This is a genomic window from Pseudomonas sp. Pdm06 (genome assembly GCF_014851795.1).
GTDB lineage: Bacteria > Pseudomonadota > Gammaproteobacteria > Pseudomonadales > Pseudomonadaceae > Aquipseudomonas > Aquipseudomonas fluorescens_AA.
Map to the genome: position 1 here is coordinate 128,015 of NZ_JACVAH010000003.1, position 21,683 is coordinate 149,697.

The window sequence follows — 21,683 nt, forward strand, 5'->3', positions numbered from 1 at the left end:
CCTTCCCAGCGCTCGGCAGGGTTAATTGCGGCGATAGGCAAGATGTTTATTGAGCCGGCTCTCGATGACCGAAAACGCCAGACTGATGAGGAAGGTCAGCGTCAGATAGAGCGCTCCCGTGACGGCGAACACTTCCATGACGCGGTAGGAGGAGGAGATCAGCTTGTAAGCAATCCCGGTCACCTCTGTCAGAGTGATGATGCTCGCGAGCGATGTGGCCTTGAGCATGAGAATCACCTCACTGCCGTAAACCGCAAGCCCTTGGCGAACCGCGATTGGCCATATGACCCTGCGCCGCAGCAACAGCCCGGACATCCCACAGGACCGGCCAGCTTCGATCTCTCCAAGGGGAACAGCCTGCAATGCCCCACGGATGATCTCTGCTGTATATGCCGAAGTGTTGAGCGCCAGCGCCAAAACCGCACACCAATAGGGTTCACGCAAAAAAGGCCAGAGAAACGACTGACGCAAACCAGGAATCTGACCTAACCCGTAATAGATCAAAAAGATCTGCACTAACAACGGGGTTCCTCGGAATAGTTCGATGTGGGCATTGCCTATCCACCGAAACAGCCGAAAGCTGCTCCCTGCCGCAGCCGCCACCAGGATCGACAACGCAAAGCCCACTGCAAGCGCCATTGCCGAAAGCTGAAGAGTCAGCGGTAAGCCTGTCAGTAACTGCTGAAATACATCCGTTAGAAAATTCCAATCCATCATCAACGACTCCACGGTCTGGCAAGACGTTTTTCCGTGCGGCTCAGCAGTGATCCAGTTAAACGGCCAATGATGAAGAACATCGCAGCTGCCACGCCGTAAAACAGCAACGGTTCACGTGTTGACCCAGCAGCAGTAATTGATTGGCGAAGTAACTCGGTCAGACCAATTACGGATAGCAGGGCGGTCTCCTTCAATACCGACTGCCAGACGTTCCCCAATGCAGGCAATGCGAAACGCAAAGCTTGAGGGGCGATGATTCGGCGCAGCAGCAAGAAGTCGGACATACCACACGACAACCCCGCTTCGATCTGTCCGCGATCAAGTCGAAGAAAACCTGCACGATAAGCTTCGGTCTGATAAGCGCCGGATACTATTCCCACCGCCAATACGCCGATGGCAAATGCCGGTAGGGAGAAAAAGCCAGGGAACCCACTCATGTTCATGACTTTGGTGAACGCTACGCTGCCGCCAAAATAAAAGAGGTAAACGATGAGGATCTCCGGGATGCCGCGAAAAACTGTCGTATAAAACGTACCCGCAGCACGCAGAATCCTGTTTCTCGAAAGTTTCAATGCAGCACCGATGACCCCTAGCAAACTGCCGAGGGCGAATCCGCTAACAGCAGCCGCTAGGGTGATGCTAGCGGCAGTCAGTAATGGCAAACCCCACCCATGGGGGCCGAACCCAATCAATTCAAAAATACTCAGCGTCATTGTTTTTGGCCTTGTAGTTGCGCAGAGGGAGAAGAGGTAAATCGTGTCGTGCTGAAAGGTTCGATCAGCGGGTGGACTGAACCGCGGATCAACGAATGAGCTACGGTTTCACCTACAGCCGGTGCTAATTGGAAACCGTGCCCGCAGAAACCAAACACGTGCCATAGCCCTTTGTGCGTGGCACTCGGCCCTATGTAGGGGACGCCGTCCGGCGTTGCTCCTTCGAGCCCTGTCCAGGTGCGAAGCACAGGCACACCTGCCAATACAGGAAAGGCCTCAAGCGTCGCGGCGGCGCTGGATGCCATGCGATCCATGACGGTGAAGGACGTCCCGTCGTCCAGGCAGGGCTTGCCAGATATGCCGCCACCGATGACCAATGACCCCACCGCGCTTTGCTTGAATGACAGTGGTCGATCAATGCCTATCACCACGGGTTCGATAAATGGCTTTACCCGAGCAGTCACCATCATGCTGAGCGCCAACACCCTCATGGGAAGCTCGTCCCCCAATGACGCCGCAACTTGCGAACCCCAAGCCCCTGCGCAGTTGATAACCCAATTGGCCTCAATGAGTCCTCGTTCGGTTCGCGCCGCCCAGCGCCCACTGGAATATTGATCGAGCGCCTTGACTGCACATCTCTCATGGATCACCACCCCGGCTGTTTCCGCCGCTCGCCGGAACGCCTGTGAAGCGCTGGCAGGATTGGCATGACCATCACCCCGGGAAATGAGACCGCCCAATGCGGAGTCGGCTAAGCCAGGAAGCATCTGATGCAGTTCATGAGCGTCTATGAACTCTTCGCTGGTGTAGCCCCGACGCATCATTTTTTGATGCCGGTCACGCACCCATTTCATCTCCGCATCGTCGAGCGCAAGAGCAATCTGGGAAGAGCCGAGTTGCACCTCGCAGGCTAGTGCTTGCTCATGCCCAACGATGCTTCCGAGATCCTTCCACATCTCCATGGCACGAATGGAAAGCGGGTATTCCCGAACATCTCTCATCAAAAGGCGAAGTCCGCCCGCGTTGACACCTGAAGCATGGCGACCCGGTAAGCCCTTATCTATGAGGGTCACTTTCCAACCCGACCGGGCAAGGAACAAACCAATTGAGCACCCTTGCAGTCCACCACCGATGATCAAAACGTCATCTGTTCGCTTATTCATGGGCGTGCACCTCAACTCCGTCGACAGGCTTATCTTCCAAGGAGACGATTTGCGCTAGATCGGGATCCAGACCTGTGAGATTTGCCAGTGCGACAAGGGGCAGAGGGCGCAGAGGGGGACGAGCCCTGAAAGGGCTTGGGGAGGCAGTACCGGAATCTTCAGCCAGGAGGCGGGCGACGGTCACTGCGCAACTACGTCCCTGGCATGGCCCCATCCCACAACGCATGATGCCCCGCAGATGGTTCATGTCAGTAGCACCGTTATGAATCGCTGACCGAATATCACCGGCGGTCAACTCTTCACAGCGGCAGACTATCGTGGAGTCTTCAGGAAGTTGCGCGGCGATACCGCGAGGAAAGGCTTTATCAATGAATGGGCGAGCGGAGAGTGTCCGAGCAACGTGAGAAGCTCCTTTAACCAGCTCACTTCTTAGGCTTACTCCAAGAAGCTCGGCCACGATGCAGGCAGCAACCTGTCGTCCATGGGCGATTGCCGCGTCGGCTCCGCCAATGCGTCGAGCATCACCGGAAATCCAGATGGCACAGGGACGTTCCGTCAGCGAAGGGCCCGCAGCTAACTCTGCTCGACCATCTTCAGTCGTTTTAGGTTTCCAGCTCGTGTCATCGTGTAGCCATTCCATCGCCAGCCCAGCGCAGTGGGCAACGTCGATCGCGGGTACGATGCCGTCGTGTACCACCAAAAGATCACAAGGCAGTTCAATAGTGCGCCCGGCGACAGACAGGCTGACCGATTCAACTTTGTCACGTCCGTAGGCCGTGAGATCAGATACCCCTGTGCGCATGGTGATACCAGCGAGCTTGAGGCGAGAGAGCCATACAAACCCTTTGGTGAGAGGAGCCATGGCACTGAGTTTGATCGAGCCAACCGCAGCGAGCTTGTCGCGTATCGTGTCGGTACGACCAATCAAACTAGGTCTGACGCCAAGCCTGCGCAGTTGCTCGGCCAACAGCAAAATGAGTGGGCCAGTTCCGACCAATACCACTCGGCCATCTGGCTGTAACCGCCCAGCCTTGAGCAATGTTTGTACGGCGCCTGCTGTCATTACGCCTGGCAAGGTCCAACCTGGAAACGGCATCGGGCGTTCCATGGCGCCATTGGCTACGACTACTTGTCGCGCCCGCAGATACCCGGCAGAGTTACCGCGTAGCCATCCTACAGTTGCCTCCGCGCGAAGCTCCCACACCGTTGTTTCGGGACGGTAATCGATGGCAGCTACGGAGCGGAACTCCTCTATCAACGCTTGTCCTGCGAGATAGGTCGGACCCAAGGCATTCAGCAGCTTGTCAGTCGATGGGCGGGCGAGAAGATTGGATTCGAGAGCGCGAAAAATCTGCCCTCCAGGCGTTGGCTGCATGTCGAGCACAATGACCTTCAGGCCAGCTTTAGCGACTCCGATTGCAGCGGACATTCCCGCTGGACCTGAGCCGATAACAATGACATCCGCATCTAGAGCACGAGGGTTGTCTGCTGCTGGAGCACGAGACTCTTGCGATAAATCAGGCATCACACCCCCCACTCAATTGATGCCACACCTTGTTGGGTGGTGACTCTCATGCCGTCTTCAACGATCTGGAGACAGGCCTGCCGGTTGCCAATGCCGTTGACCTCGACCAGACAGTCGAAACAGTGACCGATCATGCAATAGGGCAGTCGAGCTGAACCTGTGACAGGGGTGGTGCGAAATGCCGATATCTCAGCCCTCAACAAACACGCCGCAAGCGTTTCGCCTGTGCGAGCGGTGATCGCCTGGTCATTAAAATAAATGGTGATTGTTGCCTCGACGGCACCCACGGGGATAAACATGCCTGTACCTGCCAGGATGAAATTGTGAAATTGCGTTTGATGGGCAAGCGGCTGAAAACCTCTCCCGTTTGCCGAGAGAGGTTTTCTGGATCAGTCTTTTGTCGAGATGTCCGTGCCGAACCATTTCTCAGTCAGCGCTTTGTTGGTGCCGTCGCTGTTGACTGCGGTGATGGCGGCATCAAATGCCTGACGAAGGGCTTCGTCGCCTTGTCGCAGCGCTATGTTGGTCGTCCCTTGGCCCAAGACGCCGCCAGCGAAGGTCGGCCCGGTAGAAACCAATACGCCTTTGTTCACCTCTATGACGGGCTTAAAGGTCGTGACGTTCGCTACGCCGATATCCAGACGGCCATTAGCCAAATCCAACGCGAGTTGTTCAAATGTTGGGTAATCACGAATGTCCAAACCTTTGAAATACTCTCGTACAAAATTCGACGCAGTCGACCCGGTCTGGACACCGATTACCTTGCCTTTGAATTTGGCTTTTAGCGCATCAATCGCAGCTTGTGCGCTGGCTGGCGAGTCAGTCAGATCGTAGCTATTACCCGCATCTGCCAGGCCTTTCAGCTCATTGTCTGAGGTCGTGAGAAAGCCATTAGGTGCTTTGGCGTACGATTTAGAAAACGCGATGACCTTTTTGCGTTCGGCAGTAACGCCCATCGAAGCGATGATCGCGTCATATTTACCAACTGTCAGGCCAGGAATAATTCCGTTCCATTCTTGGCTGACGATGGTGCACTTGACCTTCATTCGTTCGCATAACACGTGGGTCAGCTCGATCTCGTAACCGGTCAGCGAGCCATCGGCATTCGTATAATTCCAAGGAGGGTAGGCGCCCTCTGTTGCAACTTTGATTTCGCTTGGCAAAGCCTGAGCACTGGCTATACCTACAAACATTGGCATTAGCGCCAAAGCGAGCCACGCACGGTTTTTCAACATTTCCATCTCCCTGCTTTATTCAGGTTATTAAAAGGGCAGATAGCGAAAGGATTTAAATCAATTACTAGTCGTTGTGGATTCACTATACCCACGGATCAGGAGGTGCTACAGACGTCATCTAGTTGACCTGAGCGAAAGCTGAACTTATGCTTGAGTGATGAGCAGATCACTTATTCCTTCACTGAATTGGCTTCGTGTCTTTGAGGCCGCTGCTAGACATCAAAGCTTCTCGAAGGCCGGGCAAGAGTTGAGCATGACGGGGGCTGCGGTAAGCCAGCAGGTTCAGTCATTAGAGGCCAGTCTTGGCCGTCCTTTGTTCGAGCGCTCGGCGAACCGAATTCTGCTCACACCAGAAGGCAGGGATTTTCTTCCCACCGTACAACTCTCCATCAGTGCAATGGAAAGCAAGGCGGCGGCGCTCTTTTCCCCTCAACGTATTCAACGTGTGTCGTTGCAGGCCAGCCATCTGATGTCGATGAGCTGGCTTCCTCAAGTGCTTGCGGACTTTGAGCAGGGTAACCCCGGTATTCGGGTCGAACTCTGGATGGAAGGTGCGCAACAACGGAACATGGAACCTGATCTAGCGATAAAATTCGGTGAGGATCCTGATTTAGTGCGTCATCCTGGCCGTCTGATGGGACTTTCCTACGTAGCCATGTGCCGCAAAGCCGACGTGCCTGGGCTGACATCACTGGAAGCCCTGCTGAAATATCGGCTGCTGGAAATGGTGCCGCATTCAATGGGATGGATGGGGCTGCTCAATCACAATTTTGGCCCAATGCGTGCTCACAGTCTGAAGTTGGAGCCCGTAGATACGACCCCTCTAGCCTTCATGATGGTGAGCCAAGGACTAGGACTCGCTATTGGTCCCGTTCCAGTTTGTCTGCCTTTAGCGGATTCGCTTGGGTTAGAGATATGCCCGCTCATTCCCGTGACTCCCGGACCAGGGAATTACTATCTTGAGCATCCCGCAAATCAACCTCGCAGCGCCGCAGTACTGAGGTTGGAGCAAGCGCTCCATGAAGCAGCCCAGCGCTCGATGAAGATGTTGACCGTCGTAGCAGCAGAGTGAGCATGGCTCACCTGGATGCATGGCCACTGTCCGCTCCTGGCCGGAGGCTGCCAAAGCCCGAGGCGTACGGTTTGGTCCAAAGCCTTCACTGACTTCGACGCAGATAGTTGGATGTGGGCCTGGAACAACCCCATGGTGCCTAATGCGCTTCGTGAAAAAGCACTGCCGCTCAAGTAACTGCAGATTCTCTCGGGCGCTGAATGCTTTGGCGCGGAAGAGGCGATCACCCTCGAAGGTGAGGACACTGCTTGGGAGCTGGCCGCTGTCGCGGTGCACCACCTGAACGCACTGGGCTGCTATCGAGCGCCAACGTCACCTGATGGACCAACTATTTTTCTGGCCATCACTCACCTTGGGGCTGGCATACCAGTCCCGTCCCGTCCCGCACCTGCATCAGCGCAAATCCCAGCAGATTCAAGCCTTTCCACAGATTCGGATTGTTCGCATCCGCGCTGTCCTGTGCGAGCCCTATTCCCCAGATGTTATCAACCGGGCTGGCTTCGACAATAACCCGCGAACCGGTTTGTAGAAGATATTCGTTCAACTGCGGATTCTGAGAGAACTTGGCCTGGTTCGCTCGAACGACGATGTCGTATCGGTGTTGCAGCCAAACCTTATCATTGAATCCGCGCACGTTGCGGCCAAGTGCTTTGGCGGCATTTGGAGTCGGAGCGTGGAGCACCTGCGCACGAATTTCCTGATCGTCGAACAAGGCCGCTTTCTCGGCCATCATGAAGTGTTCGGCTGTCGGGTAATGCTGCCCCTCGACAATGAACCCGGCTTCGAACCATTGGCTGAAGCACGAAGCCGTGACGACAGTTTTACTGCGCTGGTGCCCCCAGAAAAACGTGAAGCTCAGACACTCTCCAGAGTTGAAACGGGCGCACAGTTGTTTCAGATGTTCAGAGTCGTTCAATTACATATCCTCGCTAACTGAAGATCGAAGCTACAGCTATTGTGCTGACCGAGGCAACCACGAAGCTTGGTAGATCGAACGTCCACAGATTGGGGAGTAATTGCATCTCTTCAATCTAATCAAGATCAACCGATGCCAAACACTTTGCGAACTTTGGCTTGCTTACCGATGCTTTGGGCCACATCAGCCAGTGCAACTCAGTATTCGAAAGGCCCGCTAGCTTCAAGCCATGATCGGTAATTCAATGAGGTTGGGGCGGCCTGAGCGAATGCCATCCTCGACCGCTTCAGCAATATCCCTGGCGCGCTCGACCCTGCGAGAAGCAACCCCCAGGGAGGAGGCGAGGGCCTGGAAGTCGATGGCCGGGTCCCGGATGTCCATGCCGATGAACTGGTTCGTACCGGCACTTCGGTAGTGCGCCTGGTTACGCGCGTAGTTTTTCAGGATGTTGTATTCGCCATTGTTCATGACCACAAAGGTGACGGGCAAACGCTCGTGTGCCGCTGTCCAAAGCGCTTGGGGTGAATACATCGCCGAGCCATCGCCGACCAGGCAGACCACCGGGGTGCGGTCCAGGCCAAGGGATGTTCCGACAGCCGCCGGCATGCCCCAGCCGAGGATGGCGCTCCGCGTAAACAGGTACTGGCGGGCCGAATGAGAATCCAGGCACGCACGTACATGAGCGATGGTGACCGGCGCTTCATCGACAATCCACACATCAGGGCCGATTGCCCGGACAGCTTCATGGGCCGCAACGAAAGGCGTGGTCACGGGCGTATTGAATTCGCGCTTCGCGCGCTCGGCCACTTCGATTCGGCGGGTACTGCGCTCGTGCGCAGCGACATTTCGCAGCGTCGCGATTGCCTGGCTGTGTGGGGCCAGTGCCTGATCCAATAACGGCAGCAACAACTGCAAGGACAGCTTGATGTCGCCTATCAATCCCAGTGCCGTTCCATGCACTCTGCCCAGTTGGTGGCCATCGCCGGTCAATTGAATGAGACGGCAATGAGGGGGAATCGCCGGGCCTTGCGAGTATTGGTAACTGATCAGCGAATGGCCGCCGAGAAGCAAGACCGCATCGAAGTCAGCGAGCGTTTCGCGGATATCGGCAGCTTTGGGCGACAAGGCTCCACGCCATTGAGGATGAGCGGTGGGGAAGGGGATATGCCCGGGCCAGGATGGCCCGAAGACCGGCGCGCCGAGTGCTTCGGCGAGTCTCACCGCTTCCACTTGGGCATTCGACTGGAAGACCTCCTCCCCGACGATAATCGCCAGGCGGCCGGGGGTAACCGTCGATAAGGCGTCAGCCAACGGGTCAATCGCCGCGGTCACCGCACCTCGTTCGATTCGCGACGGCTGGCCAGCATCGGCATCGGTGTGCTGCTCCATCACGTTGATCGGCAGCGAAAGGAAAACCGGGCCGGTCGGCCCCGTGCGGCAGTCCTGAAGAGCGCGACGCAGCAGCATCGGGATATGTTCGGGATGGTGGATTTCTTCCGCCCATTTGACGGTCGGTCGGGCCAGGCTGACCAGATCACCATGAAGCAACGGGTCGGTCACGCCATGGCGGGTATCCTGTTGGCCCGCGGTGATCACCAGCGGCGTGTTCGCCATCTTCGCGTTCAGGATGGCGCCCATCGCATTGCCAAGGCCTCCTGCTGTATGGAGGTTGACGAAACCGGGGCGGCCGGATGCCTGGGCATAACCGTCGGCCATCGCCACGACGGAGGCCTCCTGGAGGCCGAGCACGTAGTGAATGTCGCAGACGCCCGAGAGCGCATCGAGCAACGGCAGCTCCGTTGTTCCCGGGTTGCCGAAGACATGGCCAACGCCTTCGCTGCGCAGTACTTCTACGAGCAGGTCCGCGCCGCGTTGCCCACGGATGCTGGACGAGACACAGGGAGTTGAAGGCATGGGGCGAAACCTCACTCAGTTGGAAGAAATACTTTACCCCGCTTTTGTGGCTATCGGATTGCCAAATGTGAGCGAGCAGGCTCGTTCTTCTTATCGCCGGCTTGTATCAGCCTCCCACGTTCAAGCCACGATCTGCGCTGCTGCGCGAGCCCAAGGGGTCGCTGTCCTTGCTGGCATCGAAGCAGACAAGCTGCTGACGGTGTCGAGCCGATGAATCTGCTCGGCTGACAGTTCAACCGACAGGGCGGCGAGGTTGTCGGCCAACTGCTCGACCGAGCGCGGGCCGGTGATGGGCAACGACCCGTGCGTGCCGGACCAGGCGATGGCAATCTGGCCGGGGCTGACGCCCAGTTCGTTGGCGATGGCGATAACCGTGTCGAGGACCTGTGTACGCTGCTCGCTGTTCTCTGCCTGGAACACCTTGCCACCGAGGCCCTCGGCGCGTCCTTTCTCGCCCTTGCGGTATTTACCGGTCAGCATGCCTCCGCCGAGTGGCGACCAAGTGACGATACCCAATCCCAACGCATGCGAAGCCGGGAACAGATCAGCCTCGGGCTCGCGGTGGACCAAACTATGCTCGAATTGCGCCGCAGCGATCGGCACCGAGTGGGTGAGTTCGGCGAGGGTGACGGCACGCGATAACCGCCAAGCAGGGAAATTGGAGAGGCCGGCATAAAGAATCTTGCCCGCGCGGGCGAGATCCTCGAACCCACGGACGATTTCTTCGGTGGGCGTGACATCATCCGGCCAATGCGCCCAGTAGAGATCGATGCGATCGGTTCCGAGGCGCTTCAGGCTTGCCTCTACCGAGGCCACCATGGCTTTACGACTATTGCCGGTGACGAGGCGATCAGCATTGGGCTGTGCGCCTCGGGTGTACTTGGTCGCCAGGACGAAACTCTCGCGTCGGCCCTTCAGAAGGGTCCCGAGCAGTTCCTCGGATTGTCCGAACTGGTAGATATCCGCCCCATCGATGAAGTTGCCGCCGGCCTCCGCGTACGCATTAAAGATTGCCGTGCTGACATCGGGATCCGCGCCGTAGCCCCAGCCTGTGCCAAAGTTGCCTGTCCCGAGCACGACCTGGGACACACTCAGTCCTGTTTTGCCGAAGGATGCATATTTCATGTTTTCACCATTGATCAAGTCGGGAAGATATTGTCAGACAGTGTCGGCGCAAAGGCCTGGGCGTCGCGTGTTTCGCGGGTAACGGGTGCGCCAGGATCGGTCTCAGCCTTGGCCATGAGAGGTCCCCTGTGTGGCTGCGGGATGATCGAAGATCAGGCAGGTGGTCGTCGCATGCGCATACAGTTTGCCGTCGGGGCCAATGATCCGGCCCTCGGCCGTAGCCACTGTACGCCCCGCATGGATGACCTTGCCCTCGGCACGCACCAACGGGACCTGGTCGTTCAGGGGGCGCACCATGTTGACCTTCAGCTCCAGCGTGGTATAGCCCTTGCCGGCGGGCAAGGTCGAGTGCACGGCGCAACCTACTGCCGAGTCGAGCAGCGTAGCGAACCATCCGCCGTGTACGGTGCCCAGTGGGTTGTAGTGCCTGCGCTGTGGGCGACCTTGAAAGACGGCAATGCCGGGCTCCATGTGAATCGGCACGAAATCGAGCGTGTCGCCGATGGGTGGGGGAGGCAGTTCTCCAGCAAAGATCGCTTCGAACACTTCCATGCCTGTTCGACCGGCGATCTGATCCTGCGGCGCGGTATCGGCGACCAGCAAGCGCGCACGAACCGATTTTTCCTCCGCGTTCCAGTGAGCAACGACCTGATCGACTTCCATCGGCATTTCCTTCTCTCCAGACAATTGCATATGCAAATATTGCAGGTACAATATACCCCATGAAAAATACTATCAAGCCACAGGGCTGCACCAATCTGAAGCTCCGCCAGCTCAATCGCATGGTGACGCGTCATTACGACCGCTACGTCGCCGAGTCCGGCCTGAAGAACACGCAGTACGCACTGTTGTCGCATGTCGTCAGGCTGGGGCCTATTCGGCCGAGTGACCTGGCCAGGCAAATGCAGATGGATAATTCGACCCTGACTCGAAACATGCAGTCCCTGACCACTCAGGGGTGGCTGGAGATTGGTGCAGGAGGCGATGCCCGCAGTCGCCTTGTCGAAGCGACCGAGGCAGGACGCGTAAAGCAAGCCGAAGGCCAGCGGGCCTGGAAGGAGGCACAGCGCGCGCTCAATGGTCTACTCGGCGTGGAGCGCGTGGCTGTATTGCACGAATTGCTCGATGCATGCATTGCGAGCCTTGATGACGATCTTGATGAATCCCCATCAGAATGACTCGCCAGCCGCTTCGCAACGCATAACGTGGATGGGAACCAGCGTGCTTGACGGATATCCCACCGCGAGTGTCAGCACCCAGTCACACCGCGTTCAAACCCTCATGAATTTTCTGATTCTCTCGCCGCACTGATCAGCTCGGATCATCCCAGGCGCCGCATCCAGTTTGACCAGGCCGTCCTCCATGAAAACCACCCTGTCGGAAATTGACATGGCGAAGTCCATTTCATGGGTCACGATCAACATGGTCATGCCTTCTTTTGCCAGGTCGCTGATCACCTTGAGCACATCGCCGACCAGTTCCGGGTCAAGGGCTGAAGTAGGCTCATCGAACAGCATGATGTGGGGATCCATTGCCAATGCGCGGGCGATTGCCACGCGTTGTTGCTGACCGCCTGACAACTGATGCGGATACTTTTGCGCGTGGGCCAGCAGCCCGACCTTGTCCAGCAGGGCGTAGGCGCGCTGCTCGCTGATGGACTTGTCGCGGCCGTGATAGCGCGGCGCGAGGGTGACGTTGTCGAGAATGGTGCGATGGGGAAACAGGTTGAAGCTCTGGAACACCATGCCGATGCGCTGCACCCCATGGCGTACTTGTTGCGTGTTGGTGTTGTCACCGGCGTGGATATAACTTTCGCCGAATAGAATGATCTCGCCCTGGTCGATGCTTTCCAAGGCGTTGACGGTGCGAATCAGCGAAGTTTTTCCCGAGCCCGACGGACCGATAATGGAAATCACCTGACCCACGTTGACATCAAGGTTGATGCCCTTGAGTACGGCGTGCTGGCCGTAGCGCTTGTGAATGTTGACCAGTTGCAGGGCGGGTGCCGAGCCAGGTCCCGGCGCTGTACGAGCGTTTGCCGGAGAGGGAGCCGCCGGTGACGCGCGTAGACGCCGCAGGCTGATGTCATCCAGCGTTTGTGGTTTGCGGTTGTTGAGTTCCAGGTGTTGCTCCAGCCAATGAAACAGCCAGCCGAGCACGGTCACGATCAGCACGTAATACACCGCCACAGCCGACAGGGTTTCCATGACCAGGAAGTTTTGCGCGTAAAGGCGCTGGCCCACGGTCAACAGCTCGGTCAAGGAAATCACCGAGACCAGCGAGGTCAGTTTCACCACGGTGATGTATTCGTTGATCAGTGTCGGCAGGGAAATGCGGAACGCCTGTGGGATCACGATCAGGCGCTGTAGACCGATCAGGCCGATGCCCAGTGCACGGCCGGCTTCTTTCTGGCCCTTGGCAACGGATATCAAGCCGCCACGATGAATTTCCGCCATGTACGCCGCCTCGGTGACCACCAGTGCCAGCAGGCCGGAATAGAACGGGTTGGACAGTACGCCACGGGTGACCGGGAACATCTGCGGCAGGTTATAGACGAACACCACCAGCACGAGCAGCGGCACGCTGCGAAAGAACCAGATATAAACCGACGCCGGCACGCTGATCCAACGCGTGGCCGAAAGCTTGGCCGAGGCCAGCAGGAAGCCCAGCAGCATGCCGATGAACCAGGCCAGCGTGCTGAGTTCCACCACCGTAATGCAGGCTTTCCAGAAGTCCGAGACCGAAAACAGAGAAAAAAAGTAGGGCCATTCAAATTGCATGTGTACCTCCAACTGCTGGCGTCGACGGAGGCTTCACCTATGCCAGGCAGTCAAGCGAACGCCGCCGACTGTGGGAGCGGCCTCGCTCCCACAGGGCTGCACTGAGTCAGTTAGTCGGTTCTTCCAGGTTGTATTTCTTCAACAGGGCGGCGTATTCACCCGACGCTTTCGTCGCATCAAAGGCCTTGAGCAGCGCCTGATAGAGCGCGTCGTTGTCCTTTTTGACGTAGATACCCAGTGTCTGTTGATAGATCGAGTGCTCGGTGCTGATCACCACCCGGCCTTTGGTGCGTTCTGCGATCATGCCGGCGGCGCCGTCGATCTCCACCTGAGCCTGCACGTTGCCGGAGAGCAGCGCCTGGGTCACTTCAGGTGCGGACGGGAATTCGCTGACCATGATCGCGCCCTTGTTGTTCGGGACGCAGTAATCGGTCGAGAGTTTGTTGAATTGCGTCACCCAAGTGGTGCCTTTTTCCAGGCCGACTTTCAGGCCGCAGAGGTCTTCCGGTACTTTCGGTTTCAGCGGGCTGTCCTTCAGCACCATGATCGCTGCGCCGGTCTTGGCGTATGCGATGGTTTGCGCTTGAGTCTGCCGTTGGGGCGTGATGTACATGCCCGAGATGATCGCGTCATAGTGACCGGCGTTCAGGCTCAGCAGCAGGTTGGAAAATTTGGTGTCAACGAAGTCAGCCTTGAGGTCCAGATGTTTGGCGAGTAATCGCGCCAGTTCGGGGTCGGAGCCGACGACATTTTTTTGTTCGTCGTATGATTCGAAGGGCGGATAGGTGATTTCCATGCCGACCTTGAGGGCGCCGGGTGTCACCGTCGTGGCTGCATGGGCTCCTGCCGCACCGAGGAGCGCGAAGGCCAGCAGGGACAAGCGGACAGCGATATTCATTGGATTGCGCATCATCGGTGACTCCACGTCGAAAAAGTAGGATTGGACTGGTTTTGAAACAGGGCTGTTTTGGAACGGGTCGGGGGGGGCATCAGGACGCTTCCTGCGTCTGGTTCTTCAAGTGACCGAAGCTCGATGGCTTGCGTGCGCGCTCATACAGCTTGAGTTCGCCCCGTTCGACTTTGCGGCGCAGGTATTGATAGGTTTGCAACGCTTGGCCAAACATATGCTCACCGATGGTGATTTCCTCGTAATCCTTACCGCCCTCAAGAAACTGCGGCAGTGGCTTGATTTGCGTATGGAAGTCGCACGCATAGAAGAGTGGGAACGAGTAGCGCTCTTCGCTGACGGTTCGCACTCGGTGAGCCGTAGCGACGAATGTGCCTGCGGTCATGACCTCCAGCATGTCGCCGATGTTGACCACAAACGTACCGTCCATGGGCGGCGCATCAATCCATTGCCCCTGATCGTTCATCACCTCGAGGCCTGGCTTGTCGGCAAGCAAAATGGTGAAGCATTCGTAGTCGGTATGCGCACCAATGCCGGGCGCGTCTTGAGCCGCCAGGTCAAATGGGTAGTGGATCAGGCGCAGTTTCGACGGTGGGCGAGTCACCATTGCCTCGAAATAGTCCTCCTCCAGGCCCAAAGCGAGCGCGAAACCCTTGAACAAGCGACGACCTAATGCAAACACCGCGGCATAGTAGGCTTCGACGGCGGGACGGAAACCCGGCAGGTCTGGCCACTCGTTGGCCCCGATCAATGGCGTGCCGGCAATGACCAGCGGATCGTCTTCGCTCACTTCGAAACCAATATCGAAAGCCTCCTTGTGATCCGGTTTGCCTTTGGCATAGACCTCTTCACCTTCAGGCACAAAACCCTTGTGGCTGCGTGAAGTCCCGATGTAGTGCTGCATTTTGTACTCAAGCGATTGTGCGAACAGGTCCTTCGCCGCTTGACGCAAGCCGTCGATCAGTGACGACTCGATGCCGTGGTTCTTGATGTACAGGAAACCGACTGCGCGGGCGGCGTTACCCAGTTCTTCGGCCACTGCCTGGCGCTGGGTGATGTCGTCGCTGTACAGCCCGGCGATATCCACCACCGGAATGCGATTGAAGTTGGCGGTCGTGGGCGTTTTATCAGGCATGAGGGGGGCGCTCCTTATCGGGTTGAGGTGCAGGCGAAACGCCGAAAATGCTCGCGCTCGGTGTTTGCCATCCACACGTTCAGCGACCACAGATCAGCCACCGGCACGTTGGTGAAGGGCAGGTGATGCAGATAGCCGTCGGCGCCGAACTCCGGTGTCAGCGTGCTGACCTGATACCCGCGTTTTTCCTGGGATCGCCAGATGGCCTCCCAATGTTGCTGATGGAAGGCAAGCGCTTGGCTGTACTCGGGGGCGGCGGGGTGGGGAACTTGCGGTCCCTGGTCATAGCCGACTCGGGCCTGGATATGGTGAACACGTTCGACGAAGGCACTGAGGTCGTCTTCCGGATCGTTGAGCAGGCGCTCACAGGTGACGACCCAATGACTGATGTCGCTGGTGAAGCGCAGGTCCGGCAGTTGACGAATCAACTCGAGGGTGACCCAGGGGTTGAATAACGAGCGCGCGCGATGGGTCTCGAAGGCGCACACCTGGCCATGCTTGCGCGCGACGTCCATCGCGCGGCCAAAGAAGTCGACTTGCTGTGCCAGTGGCCAGCGGTCGTTGCCAGCCAGCAGGTTGACGAAGCGCGGCGCCAACTCAGCCGCCCAACCGAGTTTCTTGTCGAGGTCCAGAAGGTGTTCGTCGACGGTTGCCGACTGTTCCGGCAGAACGTCGTAGGCGCTGAAGACGGTGCTGATATAGCTGACTTTGTTGATGCGTAGAAAGGCTGCGAACTCGGCACGTTCGCTGGCGGTCATGGGCAGGCGGGCTTCCATGCCATCGAACCCGGCTTCAAGCAACTCATCGAGCGCTTGTGCCTTGCTCGCGGTGTAGCCCCACAACGTTCGGAATATTTCCAGCTTCATCGATCTGCTCCAAAGGTTCCTTCGCATGATTGACACGGCGACGTTGCGGCGCTAACCGAAACGCACAACGAACGGCAGTGACAATCAGAAAAGGCAATCTTCGGGCCGCATCTCTATGGAAAGGCTCCTTTGTTGCCGTCAATAGTAGGGAGGGGTGGTTGGCGGAAAGAATAGGGAAGCGCAAAAAGATAGTTCAGAGATTTCTAAACTATTGATCACTGGCCGCGGCCCTGATCGTCAGTCATGGATCCGGTGCTCCGGACCTGGCGCGTTGATCACGCCGCCGAGCCGTTTTGCAGCAAGGATGCCGCTCCATGAATCACTTTCGCACCACCGCCACCCGGCGCCCGCTCATGAAACACAGTAGCCCACCCACCGCAGTCAAGGCGCTCAAGGCATAGAACATCGTTGGTGCCGGGGTTTGTATCAGCAGGTACCCGCAGATCACCGGGCTCAGGGCGCCGCCGAGGGCGGCCAGGTTTTGGGCGCCGTAGTAGCTGCCGCGCAGTTCTTCCGGGGCCAGGGTATCGACGAAGAGAAATTCGGCCGGGTAGATGATCATTTCACCGAGCGTGAAAATGAACATCGCCACCCACCAACTCAGCATGTCGTCCGCCAGGCTGAAGCCGATCAGGCCAAGAATGAACAGGCTGGTGCCCGCAGCGATCCAGTAGCGCAGCTTCTCGCGATCGAGGAACCGGCCGATCTGGTATTGCAGCAGGATTACAGTGATGGCGTTGCAGGCGAGCAGGGCGGCCATGATCTCCAGTGCACGCTTGGCGTCGTGGGTGACCAGCAGGTATTGCGACAGATACAGCGTGAAGCGTCCGTGCACCACGGTGCTGAGCAGGCAGCCGCAGGTGAACATGATCAGGGTGCGGTCGTTTTTCAGGGTCTTCAGCGTCTTGAGAAAACTGGGCGGCGGACCCATGGCCGCTGTCGGCGTCCCATCGCCGGGGATTCCCATCATCAGAAAGATGCTGAAGAACGCGATGCCTGCTGCGATCAGGAATGGCGCGATCGGGTAGACCCCCGCAATCACCACGCCGAGCATGGGGCCGGTGGCGTAGCCGATGTTGGTCAGGGTGTAGCGCAGGGAAAACGCTTTGGCGCGCTGGCCGATGGGCAGGTTTTCACTGAGGATCGCTTTGGAGCCGATCAGAAACAGGGCCGACGCGGTCTCGGTGATCACCACGGTCAGGGTGGTCAGGTAGAGGTTTTCGGCAAAGGTCAGCAGTACGAAACCCACGGCGCTGGAGAGCATCGCCAGGATCAGCAACCGGCGCTTTTCCAGGCGATCGATGATGTAGCCGCCGTACAGGGCCAGCAGGGTGGCGATGAACACCGCGATGCCCAGCAGTAAGCCGACATCTTGTTGATTGAGGCCCAGCTTGTTGCTCAGGAACAGCGTGAGCAAAGGGCTGGTGATGGCGCGGCTGACCACGATGGTCAGCGAAGCGATCATCAAGCGCCGAATAACGAGCGAGTAAGTGGCCACGGGGGGCAAATGTCCTTATTCAGATTGTTGGCGTACACCGCGATGACGCCCGAGCCGTCAATACCATGATCAACCCAGCCACCGTTCCAGCGTACGTATCGATCCCAGGTCTTCCATGCGTCGCAATTGCTTCAGTAGTTCCGCAGCCCGTTCCTGCGGCATGACCCGCGTCGTCAAACTGAAGAACTTCTCATCCAGGGCCTCATCGGCAAGTGGATTGCCCGGCGCTCCCAAGGGCACTTCTACGCACAGGCTTGCCTGCCGGCCGTCCACGGTCCGCAGCGTCACCACAGGCTCGCCATCCTCATCCAGTCGCGGGTCCACTTCAAGATGGATGCGCGACATGCACTGAATCACCAGCGGATCGTTGCGTTGCCGATCGTCATACGCGTGCAGTCGGCAATGCCCATGCACCCACCGCGCGGCGAGGGCATACGGCAGGCTCATTTGCGCGCCTGCGAGGTGGGTGACATCCCGGCCGCCACACATGCCATGAAGAAAACCGCTCAGCCCGACGTGCACGTTTTCGACCTGGTCGACGGGTACCTTCAACTGCTCCAACAGCTGGCCGAGGGCATCGATGGCCGAATGGGTGCCACGACAGGAGGCATGGGGTTTGATCGAGCAGCGGGCGAGCTTCCAGTTCACGCCGAGCTCTGCATCCAGCGCTTCGGGCCTTGAAGTCGCTGGGGCGAGGGTGTTCAGAAAGCCGCCCCAGACGTCATCGAATAGCTGCGTCGGCCCGCTGATGCCTTGCTGGGTGAACCGCGCAGCCAACAGACCCCCTTCTGCGGCGCGCCCGCTGTGCAGTTTCTTGCTGTGCGAGCCGTCGTGAATGAAGGCCCACAGGCCACCGCTGAAGCTGCCGGCAATGCCCAGTGCCGCCAGGGTTTGCCGCGTATCCAGACCCAGGATGCGCGCACTGGCGGCGGCTGCGCCGAACACCCCACAGGTCGCGGTGGAGTGCCAACCGGCGCCATTGTGGGCGCTATAGCCGCCGCAGGCTTCGAGCACTCGACGGCCAACCTCATAGCCGATCACGACGGCGCTGATGAATTCACGACCACTCACGGGCCGTGCGCGCAGCGAAACCGCCGCCATCGCCGCTGGCAGCACGACGGCCCCGGAGTGATCGCAACCACCGGTATCGTCCAGCTCCAGCGCATGGGCGGCGATGCCGTTCAGCAGCGCTGCCGGGCCCGCGCAGACCTGCAGATCGGTTCCCCAAACCGGTACCTCGCCCGCTTCACTGGCGAACACCTTGTGTGCCTGTTTGGCGATATCGCTCGCGGCGCCGGCCAACGTTGCGCCGAACGTATCGAGAATGTGCCGCTTGGCTTGGGCTACCAACGCAGGCGATAGATCTTCAAACCGCAGATCGACACAGAATTGCGCCAACCGTTGCAAACGTTCGCTCATCAGACGTAATCCCGATAATGGCGCTCGTACACCGATGCGGGATGATCCTCAGCCGCCGGCGCCGCGCTGTTTGCCCACCATTGCGCGACCTCGGCGCCAGTGGCGATCCACACGTCATCGTGCTGTTGAATGCCCTCGATCAGCTCGCGCAACAGGCCTATCCGTCCCGGCGTGGCGATGATTTCCGGGTGCAGGCGAAGCATGTAGCACAGGCCGAATCGGTGAAACCCGGCGAAATCCATTTGCAGATTGCCCAGGGTGTGGCTGTAGGAGGCGATTCGTGATTGTGCCGGTGGCACCGCCGGGCTCAAGTTGAAGGCGAAGTAAGGCTCGTCTTCCAGCTCATAATGCAGCGGCACTTCAATGACCCCGGGTGCAGTCGGGTGAGCGAATGGCAAGTCGTCGCCGCGCCATGACGAGGACCAGCGGATGCCTTGGTCCTTCAATGCGCCGATGAATCCCGGCGCACCATTGCCCGCCGGGATTCGAAAGCCGACTGGGCGCTTGCCGGTCAACCTGGCCAGGGTCTCGCAGCCCCTGGCGACATCTTCGCCCTGGGCGACCAGGTCTAGCGCGTCGTAATCTTGATGACGGTAGCCGGCGCAGGCGATCTCATGACCATCGCCCTGGATCGCCTGGATGAGTGCCGGGTTTTCCTCGGCAACGATGCCGGGAACGAACCAACTGCTGGAGACCCCGAGTTCCTTGAACAGGCCGAGCAAGCGTGCCACGCCGCGTTGGGTACCGTAGCGCCATACCGACAAGGTTTTGTCACGCCCGGCAACTTCCGGGGCTTGCGTGAGGATGCCGTGGATGTCGTTGTAATCGACGGTCAGTACCACAGCGCAGCGATAGCCTTCCGGCCAGATTGGGGAGTCAGCCATGGCGATGCTCCTTTAACCAGAAGTGGGCGACGTCGCGGCAGGTGGCGAACCACACGTCATCGCGCCGACGCATGTGTTCGAAAAGCTTTTCCAGCAGCAGGATGCGCCCCGGCTTACCGATGATTTTCGGGTGAAAGAGGGTGGTCAGGCACAACCCTTCGTCCATCGCGCCATCATATTCGCGGCACCAGTTGTCCAGGGTCAGCGCGTAACTGGCCGTACGGTCCAATCCGGAAGGAAAGTTCGGCGCGCGGGTATAGGCGAGGGACGCGTAATCGTCCATTTCCCATCGGCCTGGGATTTCCACCAGCGGCGTATCGAAACCCGGTACGTCCACCAGGTACGGTCGGTCGTCGCCGCGCATGCTGCTGGAATAGGTCACGCCGGCTTCCACCAGCATGGCCGGGGTTTCGGCGCGCCAGTCGCCGGACGGCGTGCGAAAGCCTTCTGCGCGGATATGCAGGTGTTTCCAGAACACCTCGCGGGAGATCTGCATCACCTCTTTTTGCCGATCCAGTGTCAGGGCATAAAAGGATTCGTGTTTGTAGCCGTGATAAGCGACTTCATGCCCGCGCTCGACAATCGCCTGGCATTGTCTCGGCCAGTTCTCCACGACCCAGGCGGGGACGAAGAATGTCGTCGGGATCCGGAACTCGTCGAGCAGATCGAGCAGGCGTGGCAGTGCCCGGTAAGGGCCATAGCCGCCGAACCCGAAGTACTCGGGTTTGCGCCAGATCGAGCCGTTGAGCATGGCATCACCGGTCGGGCCATCGAGGTCGAAGGCAAGGGCCAGGCAAGCCTTGTGCGGCGCGGGCCAGGTGGGTGAGGAGGGCATCGGTAGTGCTCCATCTTTAGTCGTAGACACCAGACCCTTTGTGGCGGGGCTTGCTCGCGATGGCGTCGAGTGAGGCAACATTGATGTTGGATCACTCACAAGCAAGCCCGCTGCCACATCGGAATCAAATGGCCTGTGGGATCACTTTCCGGCGTTGATGGTCACGGTTTTGATCGCCCCCAGTTCAAGGTCCCATTTCTTCAGGATCGCCTGGTAGCTGCCGTCATCGATCATGCTTTGCAGCGCGACCTTCACCGCTTCACTGAGCTCAGGTTTCTTCTTGCTCACGCCCATGCCGGTGTACTGCTCGGAGATCGGCAGGCCCACGGTCTTGTACATGTCCTTTTCCTGGGTCTTGAGGTAAGGCAGGGTTTCGCTGCCCTGCATGGCTGCATCGATGCGGCTCTGGCGCAGTTGCGCCCGGGCATCGGCGGAGCCTTCGGTGCCGACCACGTTGATCGCCGGCTTGCCGGCGGCCTCACAGTTGGCCTTGCTCCACTCGGCGATTTCCGCCGGAAAGGTGGTGCGGCGGCTGGTGCCGACTTTCTTGCCGCACAGGTCGAGGATCTCGTTGGTGTCCTTGTTTTTCTGCAAGGTGTAGAACTGCGGACCGCTGGTGAAGTAGTCGATGAAGGTTACGCTGGCCTGACGTTCGACGGTGTCGGTCATGCCCGACAGCACCATGTCCACGCGGTCGGTAGTCAGGGCGTTGATCATTTGCTCGAAGCCGGTTTCCTGCCATTTGATCTTCACACCCAGGCGCTCGGCCAGGGCATTGCCCAGGTCATAGTCAAAGCCGGTGAGGGTGTTGGTGGCCGGGTCCTTGAAATCCATCGGCGGGTAGTTCGGCATGATCGCCACGACGATTTCGCCCTTGGCTTTGATGCTGGCCGGCAATTCGGCCGCGAAAGTGAAGCCGGATGCCATGACGCCTGCGAGTACTGCGGGGATAAAGAAGTTCTTCATGGTCGTTCTCTTA

General features: G+C 58.5%; 21 protein-coding genes. 2 read left to right on the top strand and 19 right to left on the bottom strand.

The window, feature by feature from the left end; genetic code table 11:
• Positions 1-21: 21 nt before the first annotated feature.
• The 6 genes from IB266_RS06180 to IB266_RS06205 form a co-directional block, all read right to left on the bottom strand.
• A complete protein-coding gene (locus tag IB266_RS06180; protein ID WP_192260575.1) occupies positions 22-717 on the bottom strand; it encodes an ABC transporter permease in 696 nt (231 codons plus the stop codon).
• Entirely contained in the window at positions 717-1,430 is a 714-nt protein-coding gene (locus IB266_RS06185; protein WP_192260576.1) for an ABC transporter permease, read from the bottom strand. Before IB266_RS06185 ends, IB266_RS06180 begins: the two co-directional genes overlap by 1 nt.
• Complete coding sequence (locus IB266_RS06190; protein ID WP_192260577.1) at positions 1,427-2,593, bottom strand: NAD(P)/FAD-dependent oxidoreductase; 1,167 nt, start codon at positions 2,591-2,593, stop codon at positions 1,427-1,429. Before IB266_RS06190 ends, IB266_RS06185 begins: the two co-directional genes overlap by 4 nt.
• On the bottom strand, positions 2,586-4,118 hold the full coding sequence (locus IB266_RS06195; protein WP_192260578.1) for an FAD/NAD(P)-binding oxidoreductase: 1,533 nt from the start codon (positions 4,116-4,118) through the stop codon (positions 2,586-2,588). Before IB266_RS06195 ends, IB266_RS06190 begins: the two co-directional genes overlap by 8 nt.
• A complete protein-coding gene (locus tag IB266_RS06200; RefSeq protein ID WP_192260579.1) occupies positions 4,118-4,417 on the bottom strand; it encodes a (2Fe-2S)-binding protein in 300 nt (99 codons plus the stop codon). Before IB266_RS06200 ends, IB266_RS06195 begins: the two co-directional genes overlap by 1 nt.
• 90 nt (positions 4,418-4,507) lie before the next feature.
• Entirely contained in the window at positions 4,508-5,353 is an 846-nt protein-coding gene (locus IB266_RS06205) for a transporter substrate-binding domain-containing protein (RefSeq protein WP_192260580.1), read from the bottom strand.
• 157 nt (positions 5,354-5,510) lie between these two features.
• Between IB266_RS06205 and IB266_RS06210 the strand changes: the two genes are divergently transcribed.
• Positions 5,511-6,425, top strand: a complete 915-nt coding sequence (locus tag IB266_RS06210; RefSeq protein ID WP_081015451.1) for a LysR family transcriptional regulator — start codon at positions 5,511-5,513, stop codon at positions 6,423-6,425.
• 343 nt (positions 6,426-6,768) lie between these two features.
• On the opposite strand, the gene IB266_RS06215 is transcribed toward IB266_RS06210, so the two are convergent.
• From IB266_RS06215 to IB266_RS06230, 4 genes are all read right to left on the bottom strand, one after another.
• Entirely contained in the window at positions 6,769-7,341 is a 573-nt protein-coding gene (locus IB266_RS06215; RefSeq protein ID WP_192260581.1) for an NADAR family protein, read from the bottom strand.
• 222 nt (positions 7,342-7,563) lie between these two features.
• Positions 7,564-9,255, bottom strand: a complete 1,692-nt coding sequence (locus IB266_RS06220) for a thiamine pyrophosphate-binding protein (RefSeq protein WP_192260582.1) — start codon at positions 9,253-9,255, stop codon at positions 7,564-7,566.
• Between the two features lie 120 nt (positions 9,256-9,375).
• A complete protein-coding gene (locus tag IB266_RS06225) occupies positions 9,376-10,380 on the bottom strand; it encodes an aldo/keto reductase (RefSeq protein ID WP_192260583.1) in 1,005 nt (334 codons plus the stop codon).
• A 102-nt stretch (positions 10,381-10,482) separates the two neighbouring features.
• Positions 10,483-11,043 (bottom strand): PaaI family thioesterase, encoded by a 561-nt coding sequence (locus tag IB266_RS06230; RefSeq protein ID WP_192260584.1) that lies wholly within the window; start codon positions 11,041-11,043, stop codon positions 10,483-10,485.
• A 59-nt stretch (positions 11,044-11,102) separates the two neighbouring features.
• Here IB266_RS06230 and IB266_RS06235 point away from each other — a divergent pair, with 59 nt between their 5' ends.
• Entirely contained in the window at positions 11,103-11,558 is a 456-nt protein-coding gene (locus IB266_RS06235) for a MarR family winged helix-turn-helix transcriptional regulator (protein ID WP_060742910.1), read from the top strand.
• 93 nt (positions 11,559-11,651) lie between these two features.
• Here IB266_RS06235 and IB266_RS06240 read toward each other — a convergent pair whose 3' ends face one another.
• From IB266_RS06240 to IB266_RS06280, 9 genes are all read right to left on the bottom strand, one after another.
• On the bottom strand, positions 11,652-13,160 hold the full coding sequence (locus IB266_RS06240; RefSeq protein WP_192260585.1) for an amino acid ABC transporter permease/ATP-binding protein: 1,509 nt from the start codon (positions 13,158-13,160) through the stop codon (positions 11,652-11,654).
• Between the two features lie 106 nt (positions 13,161-13,266).
• The gene (locus tag IB266_RS06245; RefSeq protein ID WP_412548290.1) at positions 13,267-14,073 is read right to left on the bottom strand and encodes an ABC transporter substrate-binding protein; all 807 of its coding nucleotides are present in this window, start codon (positions 14,071-14,073) and stop codon (positions 13,267-13,269) included.
• A gap of 76 nt (positions 14,074-14,149) precedes the next feature.
• A complete protein-coding gene (locus IB266_RS06250) occupies positions 14,150-15,202 on the bottom strand; it encodes an isopenicillin N synthase family dioxygenase (RefSeq protein ID WP_192260586.1) in 1,053 nt (350 codons plus the stop codon).
• A gap of 14 nt (positions 15,203-15,216) precedes the next feature.
• Complete coding sequence (locus IB266_RS06255) at positions 15,217-16,068, bottom strand: sugar phosphate isomerase/epimerase family protein (protein ID WP_092142267.1); 852 nt, start codon at positions 16,066-16,068, stop codon at positions 15,217-15,219.
• A 319-nt stretch (positions 16,069-16,387) separates the two neighbouring features.
• Positions 16,388-17,566: an MFS transporter gene (locus IB266_RS06260; RefSeq protein WP_192260587.1), complete on the bottom strand. Its 1,179-nt coding sequence runs from the start codon at positions 17,564-17,566 to the stop codon at positions 16,388-16,390.
• A 69-nt stretch (positions 17,567-17,635) separates the two neighbouring features.
• Positions 17,636-18,985: an MmgE/PrpD family protein gene (locus IB266_RS06265; RefSeq protein WP_192260588.1), complete on the bottom strand. Its 1,350-nt coding sequence runs from the start codon at positions 18,983-18,985 to the stop codon at positions 17,636-17,638.
• Positions 18,985-19,869, bottom strand: a complete 885-nt coding sequence (locus tag IB266_RS06270; protein WP_192260589.1) for a polysaccharide deacetylase family protein — start codon at positions 19,867-19,869, stop codon at positions 18,985-18,987. Before IB266_RS06270 ends, IB266_RS06265 begins: the two co-directional genes overlap by 1 nt.
• Positions 19,862-20,704: a polysaccharide deacetylase family protein gene (locus tag IB266_RS06275; RefSeq protein WP_192260590.1), complete on the bottom strand. Its 843-nt coding sequence runs from the start codon at positions 20,702-20,704 to the stop codon at positions 19,862-19,864. Before IB266_RS06275 ends, IB266_RS06270 begins: the two co-directional genes overlap by 8 nt.
• A 141-nt stretch (positions 20,705-20,845) precedes the next feature.
• Positions 20,846-21,670: an ABC transporter substrate-binding protein gene (locus IB266_RS06280; RefSeq protein WP_060742902.1), complete on the bottom strand. Its 825-nt coding sequence runs from the start codon at positions 21,668-21,670 to the stop codon at positions 20,846-20,848.
• Between the last annotated feature and the right edge of the window lie 13 nt (positions 21,671-21,683).